Source organism: Actinobaculum sp. oral taxon 183 str. F0552, from assembly GCF_000466165.1.
Lineage (GTDB): Bacteria > Actinomycetota > Actinomycetes > Actinomycetales > Actinomycetaceae > Peptidiphaga.
This window is the reverse complement of record NZ_KE951412.1, coordinates 1-17,528: the sequence shown is the minus strand read 5'-3', so window position 1 is coordinate 17,528 and position 17,528 is coordinate 1. Positions and strand designations below refer to the sequence as shown.

Below are 17,528 nucleotides of genomic sequence, written 5' to 3'. Positions count from 1 at the left end.
TTTGGAGACGAGCCGTTGAGCAGGAGGCCAGCGATGACTCAGAGCCTTTCCCTCATCCACCCCGAAGCGCCGGAATTCCTCTCCGCGGCGGCCCTCTACTCCGCGCCGATCGACGTCGAAGCCGCCGTGGCGAGAATCCGCGAACTGTGGAACGAAGACATCGACCTCGTATGGGAAAAGATGCCCATCGAAGGGAATGGCGCCGGAGGCGGAGACATCCTGCGCTTCGTCCTCGAAGGCGTTCTCGTACTCGTCACCCCGGTTCCCGCCGCCCTGCAGCCTGAGCGCGGAGATCTGCCCGACCACGCATTCCACGTGGCGATCACCTGTTACGCCCCGCTGGATCGCAGCGTCTTGCCGAGAGCGAACAGCGACGTGGCGCACTCGGTCGGCGGCGTCGGCGAAGGGAGCGCCGACGGGCTGGGCGGAGGCGTCGCGGGCGAGCCCGGAGCATCGGAGAGCCGTTCCCCGGACGGCGGCGGATCGGGAGGGAGCCCAGAGGATGGCGGAGGCCGCGACGCCGATCCGGCGGGGGATCTCGACGACTTGGCGAAGGATCTCGATCCGGCCGAGGGCGCCGACGCACCCGAAGCCGTGCGCCGCAGGAAGAGGGCGCTCGCCTCGCACATCGTCTTCACCGAGCTGGCCGACGCGCTCATGCGCGAGAGCGCCGCGATCGGGATCCTGCGGCCGGAGCTGGGAGTCGTCCAGCCTCCCGAGATGGTGATCGAGCTGGCCGACCTGCTCTCCAAGGGCCAGGCGCCGTTGCCCTTGTGGGTCAATATCCGCACCTACCGGCCGGATCTGACGTCCGGGCGCACGCTCGGCCTCCCCTTGTTCGGCCACCTCGACCTGGAAGTGGTCGAATCGACGCAGTCCGAAGAGGACGTCTACGCGATGCTCGCCAATGTCGCCGACTATCTGATCGGCTCGGACGCCCACCTCATGCCCGGTCACAGCGTCGGATACCGCGACGGCGAGGAACTGCCCGTCACCCAGGCGGTGAGCCCCGCCGACGATACGCCGGTGCTGCGGATCGGGTTCTGACGCGGGCCCGGGGCGTGGGATCGCTGAAGGGCGGGGTGTGTTCTGATGCGGGCCGCTGAAGGCGGGGTGGGGCGGCCCGAGACGCTTGGCTCGGGATAGCCGGGTTCGGAATCGTCGGCTCGGGACGGCCGGCGGGACTGGGCTAGACTCTTCGAGGGCCGTCGAGCGATCGGCTGCCCCGGCATCGCAGTGCCGGTCTCCGTGGTGGCAGCGCGGGGCGAAGACCAGGCGCGCCCTCCGGCGCGTATGCCAGCTCTCGAACGCAAGAGGAGCCCCGTGAGCCGCCACGACACGAACACACCGAGCGTCCCAGAGGCAGGATGGGCTGGGGGGACTGGAACGGCCACCGAGCAGTCCGGAAGCCCCGGGACGGGGACTGGGCGGACCGAAAGGGACGGGCGCGGCCATTTCGACGTCGTCGCCGCCTGTTTCGTCGCCTTCCTCCTCCTGTCCAACATCGGCGCCACCAAGCTCATCGGCTTCAACGTGACGAGTGGCTGGCACCTCGTCTTCGACGGCGGAGCCGTGCTTTTCCCGTTCACCTACATCCTCGGCGACGTCCTCTCCGAGGTGTACGGCTTCGCCAACGCCCGGCGCGTGATCCTCACCGGCTTCGTCGTCCAGATCATCGCCTCGCTGACGTTTTGGCTGATTCAAATCGCCCCCGGCGACCACACGTATCGCAACCAGGCCGCCTACGAGGCGGTGCTCGGCCAGGTGCCTCGCATGGTCGCGGCTTCCCTGCTCGGCTTCCTCGCGGGCCAGCTGCTGAACTCCCTCGTCCTCGTGCGCATCAAACGGCGCAGCGGCGAGAGGCGGTTGTGGATCCGCCTGCTCGGTTCCACCGTGGTCGGCGAGGCCGCGGATTCGGCCGTGTTCTGCACCGTGGCCTGGGCGGGGGAGATCCCCCGCGGCGTGCTCGTCGGCTACATGATCACAGGCTTCGCCTACAAAGTGGCCGTCGAAGCGCTCTTCCTGCCGGTGACCTACGTGGTAGTCGGATGGGTCAAACGGCGTGAGCCCGGCTATGTCGGCGCGGAGGCGACCGGGGGCCTGGGCCGGGCCGAAGGCGGGGAGGGACGATGACGTTCACCCTCGGAGTCCGACTCGAAGAGCCGGTGGGCGCCGGCGGCGTAGGCGGGAGAACCGGCCGGCCCCTCGGACGGGCCGGCACCATCCACACCCCCCACGGAGACATCGCCACGCCCGCCTTCGTGCCCGTCGCCACGAAGGCCACCGTCAAAGCCGTGGCGCCGGAGGCCGTGGCCGAACTGGGAGCCCAGGCCGTGCTGGCCAACGCCTACCACCTCTACCTCCAGCCGGGATCGGACGTCGTCGACGAGGCGGGCGGGCTTGCGGCATTCATGAACTGGCGCGGCCCCACGTACACCGATTCGGGCGGGTTCCAGATCCTCTCCCTCGGCTCAGGTTTCAAAAAGGTCCTCTCCGCCGAGTTCTCCGGTTCCGGGCGCGCCGGAAGCGCCTCCAAGGAGCGCCTCGTCGACGTCGACGACGACGGCGTGTGGTTCCGTTCCCACTTGGACGGGGCGAGGCACCGCTTCACTCCCGAGATCTCGATGGGCATCCAGCACGAACTGGGCGCCGACGTCATCTTCGCCTTCGACGAGCTGACCACCCTGCTCGACTCTCGCGCCTACCAGGAGCAGGCCCTCGAACGCACGCGGCGTTGGGCGGCCCGCTGCCTGGCCGAGCACGGACGCCTGACCGAGGCCCGCCCGGACAGGCCGTATCAGCAGCTCTTCGGCGTCGTCCAAGGCGCACAGTACGAGGACCTGCGGCGCAAGGCAGCCCGCGACCTCGGCGCCATGGAGGCCGGCGGCCGGCGCTTCGACGGATTCGGGATCGGCGGAGCCCTGGAGAAGGAGAACCTCGGGAGGATCGTCGGATGGGTGAGCGAGGAACTTCCCGAGGACCGGGCGCGCCACCTCCTGGGGATCTCCGAGCCCGACGACGTCTTCGCCGCCGTCGAAGCGGGCGCCGACACGTTCGACTGCGTCAACCCCTCGCGGGTCGCGCGCAACGCGGCGATCTACTCGCCCGACGGACGGTTCAACGTCACGCGCTCGCAGTTCCGGCGCGACTTCTCCCCCCTCGTTCCCGGCTGTGCGTGCTACACGTGCTCGAACTACACGCGGGCCTACCTCCACCACCTCTTCAAGGCCAGGGAGATGCTCTCCTCCACTCTCGCGACGATCCACAACGAGCACTACACCGTCCAGCTCGTGGAGGGCATCAGGCGTTCGATCCTCTCCGGCGAGTACGCGGCCTACAAGGGCGAGACCCTCGGACGCTTCTACGCCGGCGATTGGGGGCGCGCGTAGGCCGTCGGGGTGCTGGCGGCGGTGGCGTGGAAGCGTGGTGACGGTGAGGGCGCGAGGGTCTGCGGCCTGGCCCAGGTCAGGCAGGTTGGGAAAAGCGGCTCGGGTCGGGCGGCTCGCAATCCGGTCAGAACTCGCGGTCGGAGGCCTCGCGCAGAGCGTTGAGCTGGGCGTCGTCGGGGAAACCCCGGACGGACCAGCGTGGCGGCCACACGTTGGTCATCGGCGAGATGCCTTCGTGCCAGACGTCGCGCGCGACCTGGGCGCGCAGAACGACCATCCCGCGCCAATCCTTCTCCTCCCACGGCTCGCCGGCCGACGTCTGGCGGAGGAAGGCGACGAAGTCCGTATCGGGGAGGGAACCGTAGCCGGCGTCCGAGGTCCAGATCGCCAGAGAGGACATCGGAGGCGAGGCGATCAGAGAGCCCTGGCGAAGGACCTGGAACTCGACGAGTCTGCCGAAGTCCCCGGGCCACGTGCGCATCGCCTCCGCCTGGGCGCGGTAGATCCTCTCGCGGACCGACGTGCGAATCTTCGCGAGCGCCTTCGCCGCGGGGTGGTCGGGCATGGGAATCCACTCGCTCCATCCGTCCTGGGTGACGACGTGCGGCAGGGGGTAGATCGTGTCGGGGCGATTGAGGTCTTTGGCGAGCCGCGTGAAGAGCTCGGGCAAGTGCGGGTCGTCGGCCATGACGACGAACAGGGAGGCCCTGCTGGCGGGGACGAAGAGCGGCAGCGAATCGCGGTTGGCCTTGCTCAGGGATTCGCTGACCGTCAGTGCCATCTCCACGTCCATGAACCACGAGCTCTGGTAGTTGGCCGGCCCGGTGAAATCGAAGACGTTCGCCCCGCCTATCTGCTGGGGGTAGACCTGGACGCTCGGCTGGCCGTCGACGGTGTCGAAGGTGCGCAGGCGGGTCAGCGCGTGTTGGAACAGCGGGACGATGTCGCTGGGAAGCCCTGTGTTCTCCAGGTCCGAGAAGAACAGGGGGGTGATCGTGTGCGCGCTGTCGACGGCGATGCCCGTTCCGATGAAGGGGGTCATGGGGACGTAGACCATCGAGTCGTCGCGCGCGTGGTCGTGGGATCGCACGAAGTAGTCGGCGCTCCTGACGATCGGCATGAGGTGTTCGCCCGATGCCGCTTCGGCTTCGTCGGAGGAGTCGAGCTCCTCGAAGGGGAGGTCGAGGCCGTCGACGAGGGAGCCGACGTCGTCGAAGGGGTCTGTCGGGGAGGATGTGCCTGATGCGGAGGGGCCTGGACCGGAAGGCCCGGTTGGTGTGGGGGGATCGGATTCGACTGGAGTCGGGGGCCCGGCCTGCCGGGAGGGGCCGCGATGGGAGGTGTCGGCGCGGTTGGCGGCGGAGGGATCGTCCGAGGATGCGCCCGGTGCTGAGGGGTCGGCCTCGCCGGCGGCTGCGCGGTCCTCTCCGCCGCCCGACGGCGGGCCTGAGGGCCGTCCGTGAGAACGGTCGCCGTGGGAGGCGCTCGTCCAGGCCCCGGGGGCCTCGCCCGTGCCCTGCGTCGGCTCCGAATCGCCCGATCCGCGGGCGGCGGCGTTCGCCCGGGGAAGGGCGTCCGGGTTCGAGCCGTCGGCGTCCGGAGCGCCTGCGAACCGGTCGGCGCCGGGCCTGTCGGGATCGGCGGGGGATTCGGCGTCGGATCCGTCCATCAGGGGATCGGGCCCCTTCGTGCCGGGCGAGGACTCCCTCGCCCCGGGTCCGGGCCCGTTCGCTCCCGACTCAGGCCCGTCGGGGCCGGGCGCCGCCTCCGCACGGGAGACGCCGATGGAGATGAGCCGGGTGAGCAGTTCTCGGCGGACGGCTTCCGGCTTGGAGGCGTCCATAAGCTGCGCGGGGCGGAAGCGGAACGTCCGGCCGTCGGCCAGGAGGATGTCCAGCCATTCGCCGTCGGCGTTGATGAAAGCGCCCTTGAGTTCGGGGTGCGCCGCTGCGACCTCGACCGCCCAGTCCATGAAAGCCATGTGTTCATTGTCTCCCGAAAAGCCTGCGTTCCGGACGTCCGTTCATCGACGGCGTGACGGATGTCGTGCCCGATCGTCCCCGTTCGCATTGGCACTGCCGGTGCCGGCGCAATATATTGGGCGGGGAGAGATGCTCACGCGATCTCTTGCAACGCAGGGTCCCATGACCCGGCGACGGGCACGAGTTCACGCACACGCCACCGCATTCCGAAGGAGGTCCCGATGTCTTTGCCGCGCTTGCGCAGCAGGGAACGTAAAGACCCATCGCGTTTGAGGAAGGGCGTGTCCAAGCGCACCCAACGGTTCGTGTCCATCGGCGCGACGGCGGCCATCCTGGCCGGATACGTGATTGCCGTCACGTCTGCTGAGGGCATCGATCGCGCCGAGCTGTCGCTCAACGACGGCGGCGTGTGGGTGACCAATCAGGCCTCGCGCATGGTCGGGCATCTGAACCACCCCTCCAAGACGATCGACGCGGGGGTGCGCGCCGACTCGAACGAGTTCGACATCTACCAGGAGGGCGACACCGTCCTCGTGCGCGACCGGCAGGCGGGAACCCTCACCCAGGTCGACCCGGCGAAGGTCTCGATGGGCACGCCCAAGTCCCTGGGCGACGCCGACCTCGTCGCCTTCGGCGGCGGCACTGTCGCGATGCTCGACATCCAGAGCGGCAAGCTGTGGACGACCCCCGCCAAGGGCCTTCCCTCCTTCGACACGTCGGCCAAGCCGGACATGTCGGGATTTGCCGGGGGAGTCGTGACGGTCGGCAAGGACGGGTCCGTGCACGCCGCCTCCGCCCAGGCCAAGGCATGGAAGTCGATGGTCGTCGAAGGATCGACCTTCCGCGAGGAGGGGCACTCCCTGCCCAAGGAGTTCGCCGGGTCCAAGAACCTCCAGATCGCCGCGGTCGGCTCCCGCTCCGTGGTGCTCGACGCCGAGTCGGGAAAGCTCGCCCTGCCCGGTGGGAAGGTCGTCGAACTGGGGGAGACGAAGAACCTCCAGCTCCAGCAGTCCGGGCCCGCGGCCGACGACGTGCTGGTCGCCTCGGCCACGACCCTGTACAAGGTCTCCCTGGCCGACGGCGCCATCACGGCCAAGCCCGCCAACCCGCAGGCGCGCAACGCCCAGGGCAACCCCGCCCGCCCCGTCTTCCACGAAGGCTGCGCCTACGCGGCGTGGACGGGAACGGGCCGCTCCCTGCGGGACTGCCCGGGGAGCAAGGACGACGAATCCCTGGCCAGCGAGAAGCTCGCCGAGAGCAAGTCGGCGGAGTTCCGGACCAACCGCAGGGTCATCGTGCTCAACGACGCCGCCACCGGCAACGTCTGGCTGCCCGACAAGGACATGGTCCTGGTCAACGATTGGAACGAGGTCAACAACAGCAACCAGGTCGAGAGCGACGAGCACGACGACAGCACCGACCTGACCACGCAGCGCAAGGACCCCGACCGCCAGCAGGAGAACCATCCGCCCACCGTGGAGAACGACAAGTTCGGGGTGCGGCCCGGGCGCACGACGAGCCTGCCGGTCACCAACAACGACTCCGACCAGGACGGCGACGTCCTGACCGTCAAGCCGACATCCACGCCCGCCTTCGGGACCGTGCGCCCCAGCCGCAAGGGCCAGGCGCTGCAGATCGAGGTCCCCGAGACGGCGTCGGGCACGACCACGTTCACTTACGAGGCCGACGACGGCCGGGGCGGGAAGGCCACCGGCAGCGTCACCGTGGACGTGCACCCCTTCAACGTCAACGAGGCCCCGGTCCAGCAGATCAAGACGAGCGCGAAGCTCGCCTCCGCCGGCGAGACGACGCTCCAGCTCCTGGGGGACTGGATCGACCCAGACGGCGACCCCATCTACCTCAAGGGGGCGACGCCCAGCAAGGGGCTGACCGCGTCCTTCCAGGAGACCGGCAGCGTCAAGGTCAAGGACCTCAACCAGGGGCCCGCCACGCGCGAGGTCGCCCTGACCGTCTCGGACGGCAGCAAGTCGGCCGAGGGGAAGATGACCGTCGACGTCGCCGAGGGGGTCAACCTGCCGCCCCGCGCGAACGCCGACTACGTCAGGGTGCCCGTCGGCGAGGCGGCGACCGTCTCCCCGATGGCCAACGATCTCGACCCCAACGGCAGGCAGATGCGCTTGGTGGGCACCGGGCCCGCCCCCGACGGCCTGGCCGTCAAGACCTCGCCGAACCTCGGGAGCGTGACGGTCTCGGCCGACCGGCCCGGAACCCGGTACCTCAGCTACTTCGTCTCCGACGGGCCGACGACCTCCACGGGGGTCATCCGCGTCGACGCGGTCGAGTCCAACAAGCAGGACCCGCCCGTCGTCGAGAACGACATCGCCCTGCTGCCCAAGGGCGGCCAAACCCTCGTCGACGTCCTGGGCAACGACTCCGACCCGGCCGGCGGCGTCCTGACCCTGCAGTCGGTCGAATCCCCGCCGGGCGGCCAGATCACCGCCGCGCCCGTCAACCACGAGCACGTCCGCCTCACCGCGCCCGCGGGCTTGAGCGGGCCCACGACGCTCAACTACACCGTGTCCAACGGCACGGCCTCGGCGACGGGGCGGATACTCGTCATCCCCGTCGACACCCCCGACTCCAACGCGCCGCCGCAAGTCGCCGAGGACCAGTTGACGGTCCGGGCCGGAGACGTCGGGTCGGTCAACGTGCTGGCCAACGACCGCTCGCCGGGCAAGCTGAGCATGACCGTCCTGCCCGAGCTCCAGCACAGCGTCGACCCCGAGATGGGCCAGCCCTTCGTCTCCGACAACCTCGTGCGCTTCCGGGCGGGCAAGAAGGCGGGCACCACCCGGGTGAGCTACACCGTGCGCGACTCGCTCGGGAACGTGGCCTCGGGGACGGTCAATATCACCGTCACCCCGGTCAACGAGGACGCCAACACCGCGCCCAACCCGGTGAACATCACCGCCCGGGCGATCGTCGGCCAGCCCGTGAAGATCCCCGTGCAGCTCGACGGGGTGGACACCGAGGGCGACTCGGTCGAACTGGCCGGCCTGGGCGACTCCCCCAAGCTCGGAGTGGCGGAGGCCGGCAGCTCGACGATCTCCTACACCGGGAGCAAGCCGGGCACCGACAGCTTCACCTACACGGTCAGGGACGCCTACGGCAAGACGGCCACGGCGCGCGTGCGCATCGGCGTGGCGCCCAAGGCGACGCAGAACCAGGCGCCGGTGGCCAACCGGGACCAGATGCTCGTCAAACCGGGGCGCAAGGTCGTCGCGCAGGTCACCGAGAACGACATCGACCCCGACGGCGACCCGATCTCCCTCGTCAAGGGCTCGGCCACCAGCGCCTCCCCGGAGCTGAAGGTCGAGGAGCGCGACAAAGGCAAGCAGGGCAAGGGGATCGTCGTCTCCACCCCCGCCAAGGAGGGCTCCTACCCAGTGACCTACCGGATCCAGGACGGACGCGGCGGCACCGCCGAGGGGCTCCTGATGGTCAACGTGCAGAAGGACGCGCCCAGCCTCGCGCCGGTCGCGCGGGACGACGTGGTCGACCGGGAGCGGACGCTGGGCAAGAAGACCGTCAAGGTGAACGTCCTGGGCAACGACGTCGACAAGGACGGCGACATCCTGGAGGACACGGTCACCTCCGACGATCCGGGCGTCAAGGTCAACTCGGACAAGACCCTGACCGTCACGACGTCCCAGAAGCCGCGGATCATCCTGTACACGGTCAAGGACCCCGACGGCATGAAGGCCTCGGCGATCGTGCGCGTGCCCGGCAACACCCAGACCGAGCCGACCGTCGATCTCAAGAAGGTGCCGATCGTCGTCGACGCCGGCAAGCCGTTCAAGATCCCGATCAACGACTACATCCTCACGCGGCCGGGCAGGTCCGTGTCCATCACCGACCCGAAGCACGTCAAGGCCTCCGTCGGATGGGACAACAGCCCGCTGGTCGTCGACGAGAAGACGCTGAGCTTCACGGCCAAGCGGGAGTTCTCCGGATCGACCTCCGTCACGTTGGAAGTCACGGACGGCAAGGACCGCAACGACTCCTCCGGCGTCGTCAGGACCCTGACGCTGCCCATCGAAGTGCGGGCGTCCGGCAACCGCCCGCCCGTCTTCACCCCCACACCGGTCTCCCTGGAGGCGGGCGGCGACAAGGCCCGGGTCAACCTCGCCACCATGACGACCGACCCCGACGCCAAGGACGACCCGAACGACTTCACCTACAAGATCACCAGCAAGGTCAACGGCGTGGACGCGAAGATCTCCGGCTCGGTGATGACCTTGACGGCCGACCCGGGCGCGCTTCCCGGCCCCCTCGGGTCGATCGGCGTGACCGTCAGCGACGGGCAGGCCGAGACGAGCGGGAGCCTTCCCGTGCAGATCGTCAAGACGAAGAAGCCGCTCGTCCAGGTCGGCGAGATCACGCAGACCGTCAACGCGGGCAGCACGACGAAGATCGACGTCGCCGCCCACGCGACCAACCCGTTCCCGAACAAGCCGCTGTCCATCCACGGCGCGCCCACGGTGGTCTCCGGCAACGCGACCGCCACCGCCGCCGGCAGCGCTGTCACGGTGACGACCTCGCCCGACGCGCACGGCGAAGTCGTCGTGCGCTTCCAGGTCATCGACGGCTCGGGGGATCCCAGCCGCGCCGTGACCGGCACGATGAGGCTGGCCGTGCGGTCCCGCCCGGACAAGGTCTCCAACGTGACCGCCGAGGTCCTCAACAGGAACAGCGCGGTCGTCAAATGGACGAACGGCTCGCCCAACGGCTCGCCCTTCACCAAGTTCACGGTCCGCGACCTGACCCAAGGCGACTCGACCGACTGCCCGGTGGGCTCCCAGTGCGTCATCTCCGGGCGCAGGCTCGGCGTCGAGCACACCTTCGAGGTGATCGCCCACAACGAGGCGGGGGCCTCCGATCCGGCGTCGTCCGGTCCCGTCATGATGGACATCGTGCCTAACCAGCCGGGAGCGCCTTCCGCGACGGCCGGCGACAGGACGATCGGCTTCTCGTGGTCCCCGGCGACCTCCGACGGCTCGGGCATCACCCACTACATGGTCAACGTGGCCGGCCTCGGCTCCTTCAAGGTGGCGGGCACGAGCCTGACGCTCAACGAGGGCAACGGAGTCCGCAACGGGGTCGCGTACTCGGCGACCGTCACGGCCGTCAACCGGCAGGGTCCGTCCCCCGCCTCGCCGTCCTCGAACCAGGTGATCCCCTACGGCAGGCCCGGATCCTTCACGGTCAAGGCCGAGAACACGACGATAGGGCAGGCCGGGCCGTCGGGATCGGTGAGGGTGAGCTGGTCCAAGCCCGACGGCAACGGCAGGCCCATCCAGTTCTACACCGTTGCGTCGAGCACCGGCGTCGCCGCGAGGGTCTCCGGAAACGAGACGAGCCACGTCTTCGCGAACCTGCCGTTCTCCCAGGTGTCCTTCACCGTGACCGCCGTCAACGACTCGGCCACCGGCTCCTCGTCCGCCAGCTCGGCGTCCGTCCAGGTCCGCGGCCTGCCCGCGGCGCCGTCGGGCGGCTCGGCCAAGGCCACCGGCCGGTCGGGGGAGCTCGCCGTCGGCCCGCCGAGCGGAGGGGCCGCCAACGGCTGGAGCCAGGGCGAGATCTCCTACGAGATGTCCACGAACGGCGGCGGGTCCTGGCAGAGCGTCGGCAACCTGAGCGGCCTGCCCGACGGCCAGGAGGTCACGATCGTCTTCCGTGCGGTCGGCAGTGCCAACGGAGCCCGCTACCCCGGCCCTGCGTCGGCGCCGGTCAAGGCGACCCCCGCCGGGCCCAGGAAGTACTTCTTCACCCTCACGGGCACCTCCTACCCGTGCACGGTCGGGGACTGCAAGCCCATAGGCTCCGGCAACGGCATCAACGTCAGGTTCGAGGGCTACGCCCCGAACCAGGAGGTGACGTGCCGCCCCAAGGGATCCACCCAGTACAAGGGCACGTACAAGATGGACTCCAGCGGCAACCGCCCCGACGAACTCCTCAAAGTGGGCTACCCCAACGGCAACCCGGCGGTCGCGCAGCCGGGGACGCCGGCCAGCGAGCTCTACAAGGTCTGGGAGTGCGACGGCAATCCCGGAGGATAGCCGGCCCGGCCGGGCGCCCGACGCCCGGCCGGGCGAAACCCGCCGGCGAGAGGCGCTCGGCGCATCGGCGGGACCGGAGAGGGCGAAGCGGCCAGGGGCCGACCGGGCCGCCAACTGAGATAAATCACGCTTATCTTTAAGGAAGAGGAAATGTCACGATCAGAACAGGTGACCGAGGAGAACGCCCGGTGGTTCGAGGGGTCCTTCACCCGGATCGCCGCCAACGTCGGCAAGGCCGTCCTCGGCAAGGAGGACGTCGTGCGGCTCGCGCTCACGTGCATGTTCGCCGGGGGCCACCTGCTCCTGGAGGACGCGCCCGGCACGGGCAAGACGGCGCTCGCCAGGGCCATCGCGGCCACGGTCCAGGGCACCCATTCGCGCATCCAGTTCACGCCCGACCTGCTTCCCTCCGACATCACCGGCGTGACGATCTACGACCAGAAGACCGGCGAGTGGAACTTCCACAAGGGCCCGATCTTCGCCTCCATCGTCCTGGCCGACGAGATCAACCGGGCCTCGCCCAAGACCCAGTCCGCCCTCCTGGAGGTCATGGAGGAGTCGCGGGTCACCGTGGACGGCGTCACCCACGAGGCCGGCCGGCCCTTCATGGTCATCGCCACCCAGAACCCGATCGAGCAGGCGGGGACCTACGCCCTGCCGGAGGCCCAACTCGACCGCTTCCTCATCAAGTCCTCGATCGGCTACCCCGAGAGCGCCGCCGGCATCGAGATCCTCAAGGGCTCGGCCACCCCCGACCGGTCCAAGACCCTGCCCGCCGTCATCTCGACATCCGCCGTCGAGGAGATGACCGAGATGGCCTCCTTCACCTACGCCGACGAGTCGGTGCTCGGCTACGTCCAGGACCTCGTCGAGTCCACGCGCTCCTCGAAGGACGTGCGGATCGGCGTCTCGACCCGCGGCGCCATCGCGATGGTCCGCGCCGCCCGCGTGTGGGCGCTGTCCAGAGGCCGCCACTACATGCTGCCCGACGACGTCAAGACCCTCGCCCTGCCCGTGTGGGCGCACCGCATCGTCCTGGACCCCGACGCCGAATTCGGCGGGGCCACCCGCGAAGCGGTCGTCATACGGGCCCTGGAAGAGGTCTCGGCGCCCATTTTCCGCAAGTGACACGGCCCGGCGAGTGACGATGCCCTCCCCGTACCCGAAGAGACCCGCTGCGAGGAAAGCCCCCGACCGCCCGAAGAGCGGGATGGCGGCCTCCGCCTGGAAGAAGGCCGCCGCCTGGACGAGGCGGACCCGCGTCAGGACGGCCGACCGGCTCGAAGGCCTGCCCGTGGTGGGCCCGGCGGTGAAGGCCCTGCGCATCATCACCGTCTTCGGGTGGATGGTCCTCCTCCTGGCGGTCGGGTCCTGGTACGTCGGGCTCCGGTGGCAGTGGTTGGAGGTCACCGGGCTGGCCATCCTCTTGACGTTCGTGTGGATCGTCGCGATCATCTGGACGATCGGGATGGTGCGCTACGTGGTCAAACTGAAGCTGGCCGGCCAGCGCGTGGTCGTCGAGGAGTCCGCGGTCGGCGAGCTGTCCGTGGTCAACACGTCGAACCGGCCCTGCGCGTCCTCGGTCATCGAGGTGCCGGTCGGGGCCGCCCTCGCCCAGTTCGCCGTGCCCATCCTGACGGGCCGGTCCGAATTCACCGAGATCTTCACCGTGCCGACCCGGCGCCGCGGCATCATCACCATCGGGCCCGTCCGGTCCGTGCGCGGCGACGGCCTCGGCCTGCTGCGCAGGGAGCAGAACTGGGTCGAGGCCCAGGAGCTGTACGTCCACCCCAGGACCGTCAACGTCGCCTCGAACGCGATCGGGTTCATCCGCGACATCGAGGGGGCCACCACCCACGACCTGTCCTCCAGCGACGTCGCCTTCCACGCGCTGCGCGAGTACCTGCCCGGCGACGACCGCCGCAACGTCCACTGGAGGACCACGGCCCGCACCGGCCGGCTCATGGTCCGCCAGTTCGAGGAGTCGCGGCGGGCGCATCTGCTCATCGTCTTCGACGACGACGCCCGCTCCTGGCACAACTACCGCGAATACGAGCTGGGGGTGAGCGTGGCGGCCTCGATAGGGGCGGCCGTCATCCGCGAGCGCCGCGACCTGAGCTTCACCAGCCAGCTCGGCCCCGTCCCGACGTCCTCGCCCAACGCCTTCCTCGACGGGCTGACGAAGATCGAGCCGAAGGCCGGCGTGGAACGGCTGGGCGACCTGGCCAGGATCGCCACGGACCGCGAGCCCCAGGCGTCGGTGGTCGCGGTGGTGACGGGCTCGCGTCCCGAAGCCTCCGAGCTCCACCGGGCCCACGCCGCCCTGCCGGTCAACGCTCGGTCGTTCGCTCTGCGCATCCACGAGGCGGAGAGGGTGTCGCGGGCGCTCGTGGGCGGCTTCCCGATCGTGACGATCCCGTCCCTGGATTCGCTTCCCCTCGCGCTGCGGAAGGCGGTGAGCTGAATGTCCCCTCTGCTGCGTTCGGTCACGAGGTCGCGGCGCACAGTGCCGCCGCTGAAGAGGCAGACGCTCTCCTCGCAGGTCGAGGCGCAGGCTCCCGGCGGCCCGCCGGATCCGCGCAGGTCGGCGTTCGCCGACGCCCGGATGGCTGACTTGGCCGTCGTCGCGGCCCTCTTGCTGGCCGCCTCGGCGACGTGGGGTCCCGTGTTCGGGGACATGCAGGGCTACGTCGCGGGCGCCGGAGGGGTGCTCCTGGGCTTGGGCATCGCCGCGCTGGGGGTGTGGCTGCGCCTGACGCCGTGGCTGACGGCCGTCCTGGGGATGCTCGGCTACCTCGCCTTCGGCGGCCTCATAGCGCTCAGGGAGACGGCGACGGGCGGCGTCCTGCCGACCGCCCGGACGTTTCAGATGCTCATGGTCCAGTCCTTCAAGGGCTGGAAGGACCTGCTGACCCTCACGCCGCCCGCGAGCGCTTTCCTGGGGCCGACCGTCCTGCCGTATCTCGTGTGCACGGTCGCCGGACTGGTGGCCGGGTCCGTCGTCCTGCGGACGCGACGGGGGGAGTGGGCGATGCTGCCGGTGGCCGGCGTCCTCGTCTCGGGGATCCTCTTCGGCTCCCAGCACGCGCCCCTGGCCCGGTGGATCGGCGTCTTCATCGGCATGACGGGCCTGGCGTGGTGGTCGCGCACGGTCGAGCGGCGGCGCGTCGTCCGGACGGGCCGCGCCCAGACGTTGGGCGCGATGGCCGCGCGGCGGCGCCGCAACGGAGCCGTCGCGCTGGTCGCGGCGGGGGCCGTCGTCGCCTTCGTGACCGCCCCGCTCCTGACCGATTCGCGGGCGCGGTATGCGATCCGGCAGGACGTCGTCCCGCCGCTGGACCTTCGCGAGTATCCCTCGCCGCTGACCCAGTTCCGCTCCTTCATCGACCAGCGCGAGGACGAGACGCTGATGACGGTCAAGGGCCTGCCGGACAAAGGGCGGGTCCGCCTGGCCACTCTCGACGTGTACGACGGCATCGTCTACAACGTGACGAACCCGGCGACCCAGGGCTTCAGGAGGGTCGGGCCGAAGGTGACCGACAGGCAGCCGGCCAAGGGGACGGGCACTCAGACCCTCGAGGTGAAGATCGGCGATTACAGCGGCGTGTGGCTTCCCGGGTCGGGGGAGCTGCGCCGCGTCGACTTCACCGGCAAGCGCGCCGGCGATCTGCGCGAGTCCCTCTACTACTCGCCCACCCAGGAGACGGCCCTGACCGTCACCCCCGTCGGCAGCGGCGACGAGTACACCACGACGACCGTCACCTACCGGCGGTACTCCGACAAGCAGTTGGAGGGGCGCCCCTTCGGCGTGGTGGACATGCAGGACAACACGAACGTCCCCGTCGCCGTCCAGGCCAAGGCCCAGGAGATCATCACCGGCGAGACGAGCCCGATCAAGCAGGCTCGGGCCTTGGAGAACCATCTGAAGACGAAGGGCTACTACGCCGACGGCAAGGAGGGCTCGCCGTCGCGTCCCGGGCATCGCAACCAGCGCATCCAGAGCCTCCTGGAATCGGAGTACATGCAGGGAGACGACGAGCAGTACGCCGTGGCCATGGCCCTCATGGCCCGCTCGCAGGGGATGCCGGCCCGCGTCGTCATGGGCTTCTACCCCGAGTCCTACTCCAAGAAGGGCACCCAGACCATCAAGGGGCGCGACGCCCACGTGTGGGTGGAGATCAACTTCGACGGCGCGGGATGGGTCGCCTTCGACCCGACTCCGCCCAGGGACCAGCGGCTGACCACCCAGATCCCCAAGCCGAAGCCCAATCCGCGCCCCCAGGTCGTCCAACCGCCGGAGCCTCCGGACAAGCCGATCGAGCTGCCGCCGCTGTCCGCCGACGATCCGAAGAAGGCCCCCGACGCGCGGTCGGGCACGGCCGCGTGGGTCAGGTACGCGCTGTACGGCGTCTCGGGGGTTCTCCTGTTCATTCTGCCCTTCGCGACGATCCTCGGCCTGAAGGCGCTGCGCTCGCGCAGACGGCGGCTTCGCGGCCGCCCGGACGTCCGCGCGGCGGGCGCGTGGGAGGACGTGCTCGACGTGGCGCGTGACGGCAGGATCGCCGTCGACCCCCGCAGGACCAGGAGCGAGCAGGCGAAGGCTCTGGCGGGTGCGGTGGCCTTGCGCCAGGAAGCCGCCGACGTCGCTCCGATCTCGCGGACGGCGTCCATCGCCGACTTCACCGTCTTCTCCGGGAGGGACATCGACCAGGTGCGGCTGGACGAGGCGTGGGCGAGCGCGGACGAGGCGAAGACCGCCATCCGCCAGGTCAGCCCCCGCCGTTCGCGGTTCTCGCTGCGTTCGTTCGCCAGACGGAACGCCTGGCGTGCGTGGCGCGGAAGGAGGGCTGGCGAGTGATGCCCAGGCGCACAGCGGGCACCTGACGGTGGGTAAGGTATATCCTCCCAAAGGGAAGAACGACATTGTCGAGGTAGGTCATGACTAGCCAACCTGTGTACTTTCATCAAGCCAGCGCAGGCCGGCGCAATCTCGCGCGCGCATACGGCATGCTGGTGGTCGTCGCCGAGATCGCAGCCTCCCTCCTGCCCATCGCCGATGCCGGTTTCGCCTCTCCCGGCCAGGCGCTCGCCCCCTACGTCGTCGCAGTCGCGATCCTCCTGCTGTTCTGTGCGTTCAACTGCCTCGCCGCCTACCGGACCGGGACCCTGCCGGGGCTGAATTCCTTCGGGGTCAAGGCCGTCCTCGTCGAGGACGGCGGCCCGGCCGAGTGGGCCGCCGTCAAGAAGTACGCCGTGGAGGGCTTCGTCGGCCTGTTCACCCTGGTCGGCGGCCTGCTCCTCATCCTCAAGTACACCACCGACGAGCTGGGTCGGACCTGGTTCGACCGGCTGACGGGGATCATCTACGTCGACGCGCACCGTCCCATCGAGGAGGAGTCCGAGGAATGGGACGACGAGGACGACCTGGAGGAGGCCGGGCCGGCGCCCGAGGACGCCGAGCCCGCAGTCGCCGACTCGGCGTTCGCACCGCGTCCCTCCGAGGTCGCCGACGCGGCCGACGAGGATGCCGTGCAGAGCGAGGCGGACCGGATCGGAGCGAGCATGACCGGCGGATTCGAGCCCGCCGGCCGCGTCGCCCGCGGCGAAGGCGGATCCGGCGAAGCCGAGGCTTCTCGCGAGGCCGAGGAGGCCTGGCCGGGGCCCGGGCGCTCCGCGCGCGCGGACGGCCGCGGCGAACGCCGGTCCACCGGGGCGTGGGGCCGCAATCTCAGCCTCTCAGGCGGCGCGGAGGACTCCCAGCAGCCCACCGCGGCCTTCCCGACGCCCGGTCGCTCACCGGACCCGTCCCGATCCTTCGCCCCGCCCCAGCCTTCCGCGCCGGCTCCCGAGCCCGCCTCGCCCCCGGAGCCCGGCGGCTCCTCCGAGCGCGGCGACCGCCTCCCGTCCGGCCACGACGGCCCCTCCCAGCCCGGCAGCCCCTTCCCCTCTCCTCGCCAGTGGCGTCGGGAACAGTCGATCCGGGGATCCCGCAGCGCCCGAGAGCTCCGCGCCGACCGGGAGGCGGGCGCCCCCCGGGAGCCCCGCGGCTTCGCCCCGCCCTACGGCTCTCCGGCCCC

At 70.0% G+C, this 17,528-nt stretch carries 8 protein-coding genes and 1 pseudogene; 8 read left to right on the top strand and 1 reads right to left on the bottom strand.

The genetic code is table 11. From position 1 onward, the window contains the following. The first annotated feature begins 33 nt into the window (after window positions 1–33). The 3 genes from HMPREF0043_RS02490 to tgt all read left to right on the top strand — a co-directional run bounded on the left by HMPREF0043_RS02490 (window position 34) and on the right by tgt (window position 3,389). Window positions 34–1,047 (top strand): DUF4261 domain-containing protein, encoded by a 1,014-nt coding sequence (locus tag HMPREF0043_RS02490; RefSeq protein WP_021601259.1) that lies wholly within the window; start codon window positions 34–36, stop codon window positions 1,045–1,047. 276 nt (window positions 1,048–1,323) lie between these two features. Next, entirely contained in the window at window positions 1,324–2,133 is an 810-nt protein-coding gene (locus HMPREF0043_RS02485; protein ID WP_232205995.1) for a queuosine precursor transporter, read from the top strand. Continuing rightward, window positions 2,130–3,389: a tRNA guanosine(34) transglycosylase Tgt gene (tgt, locus tag HMPREF0043_RS02480; protein ID WP_021601257.1), complete on the top strand. Its 1,260-nt coding sequence runs from the start codon at window positions 2,130–2,132 to the stop codon at window positions 3,387–3,389. Before HMPREF0043_RS02485 ends, tgt begins: the two co-directional genes overlap by 4 nt. Window positions 3,390–3,513: 124 nt before the next feature. Here the strand turns inward: tgt and HMPREF0043_RS10085 are convergent, their stop codons facing one another. Next, a complete protein-coding gene (locus HMPREF0043_RS10085) occupies window positions 3,514–5,370 on the bottom strand; it encodes a hypothetical protein (protein WP_021601255.1) in 1,857 nt (618 codons plus the stop codon). 282 nt (window positions 5,371–5,652) lie between these two features. Between HMPREF0043_RS10085 and HMPREF0043_RS02470 the strand changes: the two genes are divergently transcribed. From HMPREF0043_RS02470 to HMPREF0043_RS02450, 5 genes and pseudogenes are all read left to right on the top strand, one after another. After that, entirely contained in the window at window positions 5,653–11,451 is a 5,799-nt protein-coding gene (locus HMPREF0043_RS02470) for an Ig-like domain-containing protein (RefSeq protein ID WP_051317400.1), read from the top strand. Between the two features lie 150 nt (window positions 11,452–11,601). Further along, entirely contained in the window at window positions 11,602–12,579 is a 978-nt protein-coding gene (locus tag HMPREF0043_RS02465) for an AAA family ATPase (protein WP_040317684.1), read from the top strand. Between the two features lie 82 nt (window positions 12,580–12,661). Then, entirely contained in the window at window positions 12,662–13,915 is a 1,254-nt protein-coding gene (locus HMPREF0043_RS02460; RefSeq protein ID WP_021601251.1) for a DUF58 domain-containing protein, read from the top strand. After that, complete coding sequence (locus HMPREF0043_RS02455) at window positions 13,916–16,309, top strand: DUF3488 and transglutaminase-like domain-containing protein (protein ID WP_021601250.1); 2,394 nt, start codon at window positions 13,916–13,918, stop codon at window positions 16,307–16,309. Window positions 16,310–16,389: 80 nt separating this feature from the next. Beyond that, window positions 16,390–17,528 (top strand): annotated as a pseudogene (locus HMPREF0043_RS02450) (hypothetical protein); the annotation flags it as partial.

What these genes read in the sequence shown, in the direction of transcription:
- HMPREF0043_RS02490 (WP_021601259.1), top strand. Translation starts at nt 34, where the DNA reads ATGACTCAGAGCCTTTCCCTCATCCACCCCGAAGCGCCGGAATTCCTC.
- tgt (WP_021601257.1), top strand. Translation starts at nt 2,130, where the DNA reads ATGACGTTCACCCTCGGAGTCCGACTCGAAGAGCCGGTGGGCGCCGGC.
- HMPREF0043_RS10085 (WP_021601255.1), bottom strand. Translation starts at nt 5,370, where the DNA reads ATGGCTTTCATGGACTGGGCGGTCGAGGTCGCAGCGGCGCACCCCGAA.
- HMPREF0043_RS02465 (WP_040317684.1), top strand. Translation starts at nt 11,602, where the DNA reads ATGTCACGATCAGAACAGGTGACCGAGGAGAACGCCCGGTGGTTCGAG.
- HMPREF0043_RS02460 (WP_021601251.1), top strand. Translation starts at nt 12,662, where the DNA reads ATGGCGGCCTCCGCCTGGAAGAAGGCCGCCGCCTGGACGAGGCGGACC.
- HMPREF0043_RS02455 (WP_021601250.1), top strand. Translation starts at nt 13,916, where the DNA reads ATGTCCCCTCTGCTGCGTTCGGTCACGAGGTCGCGGCGCACAGTGCCG.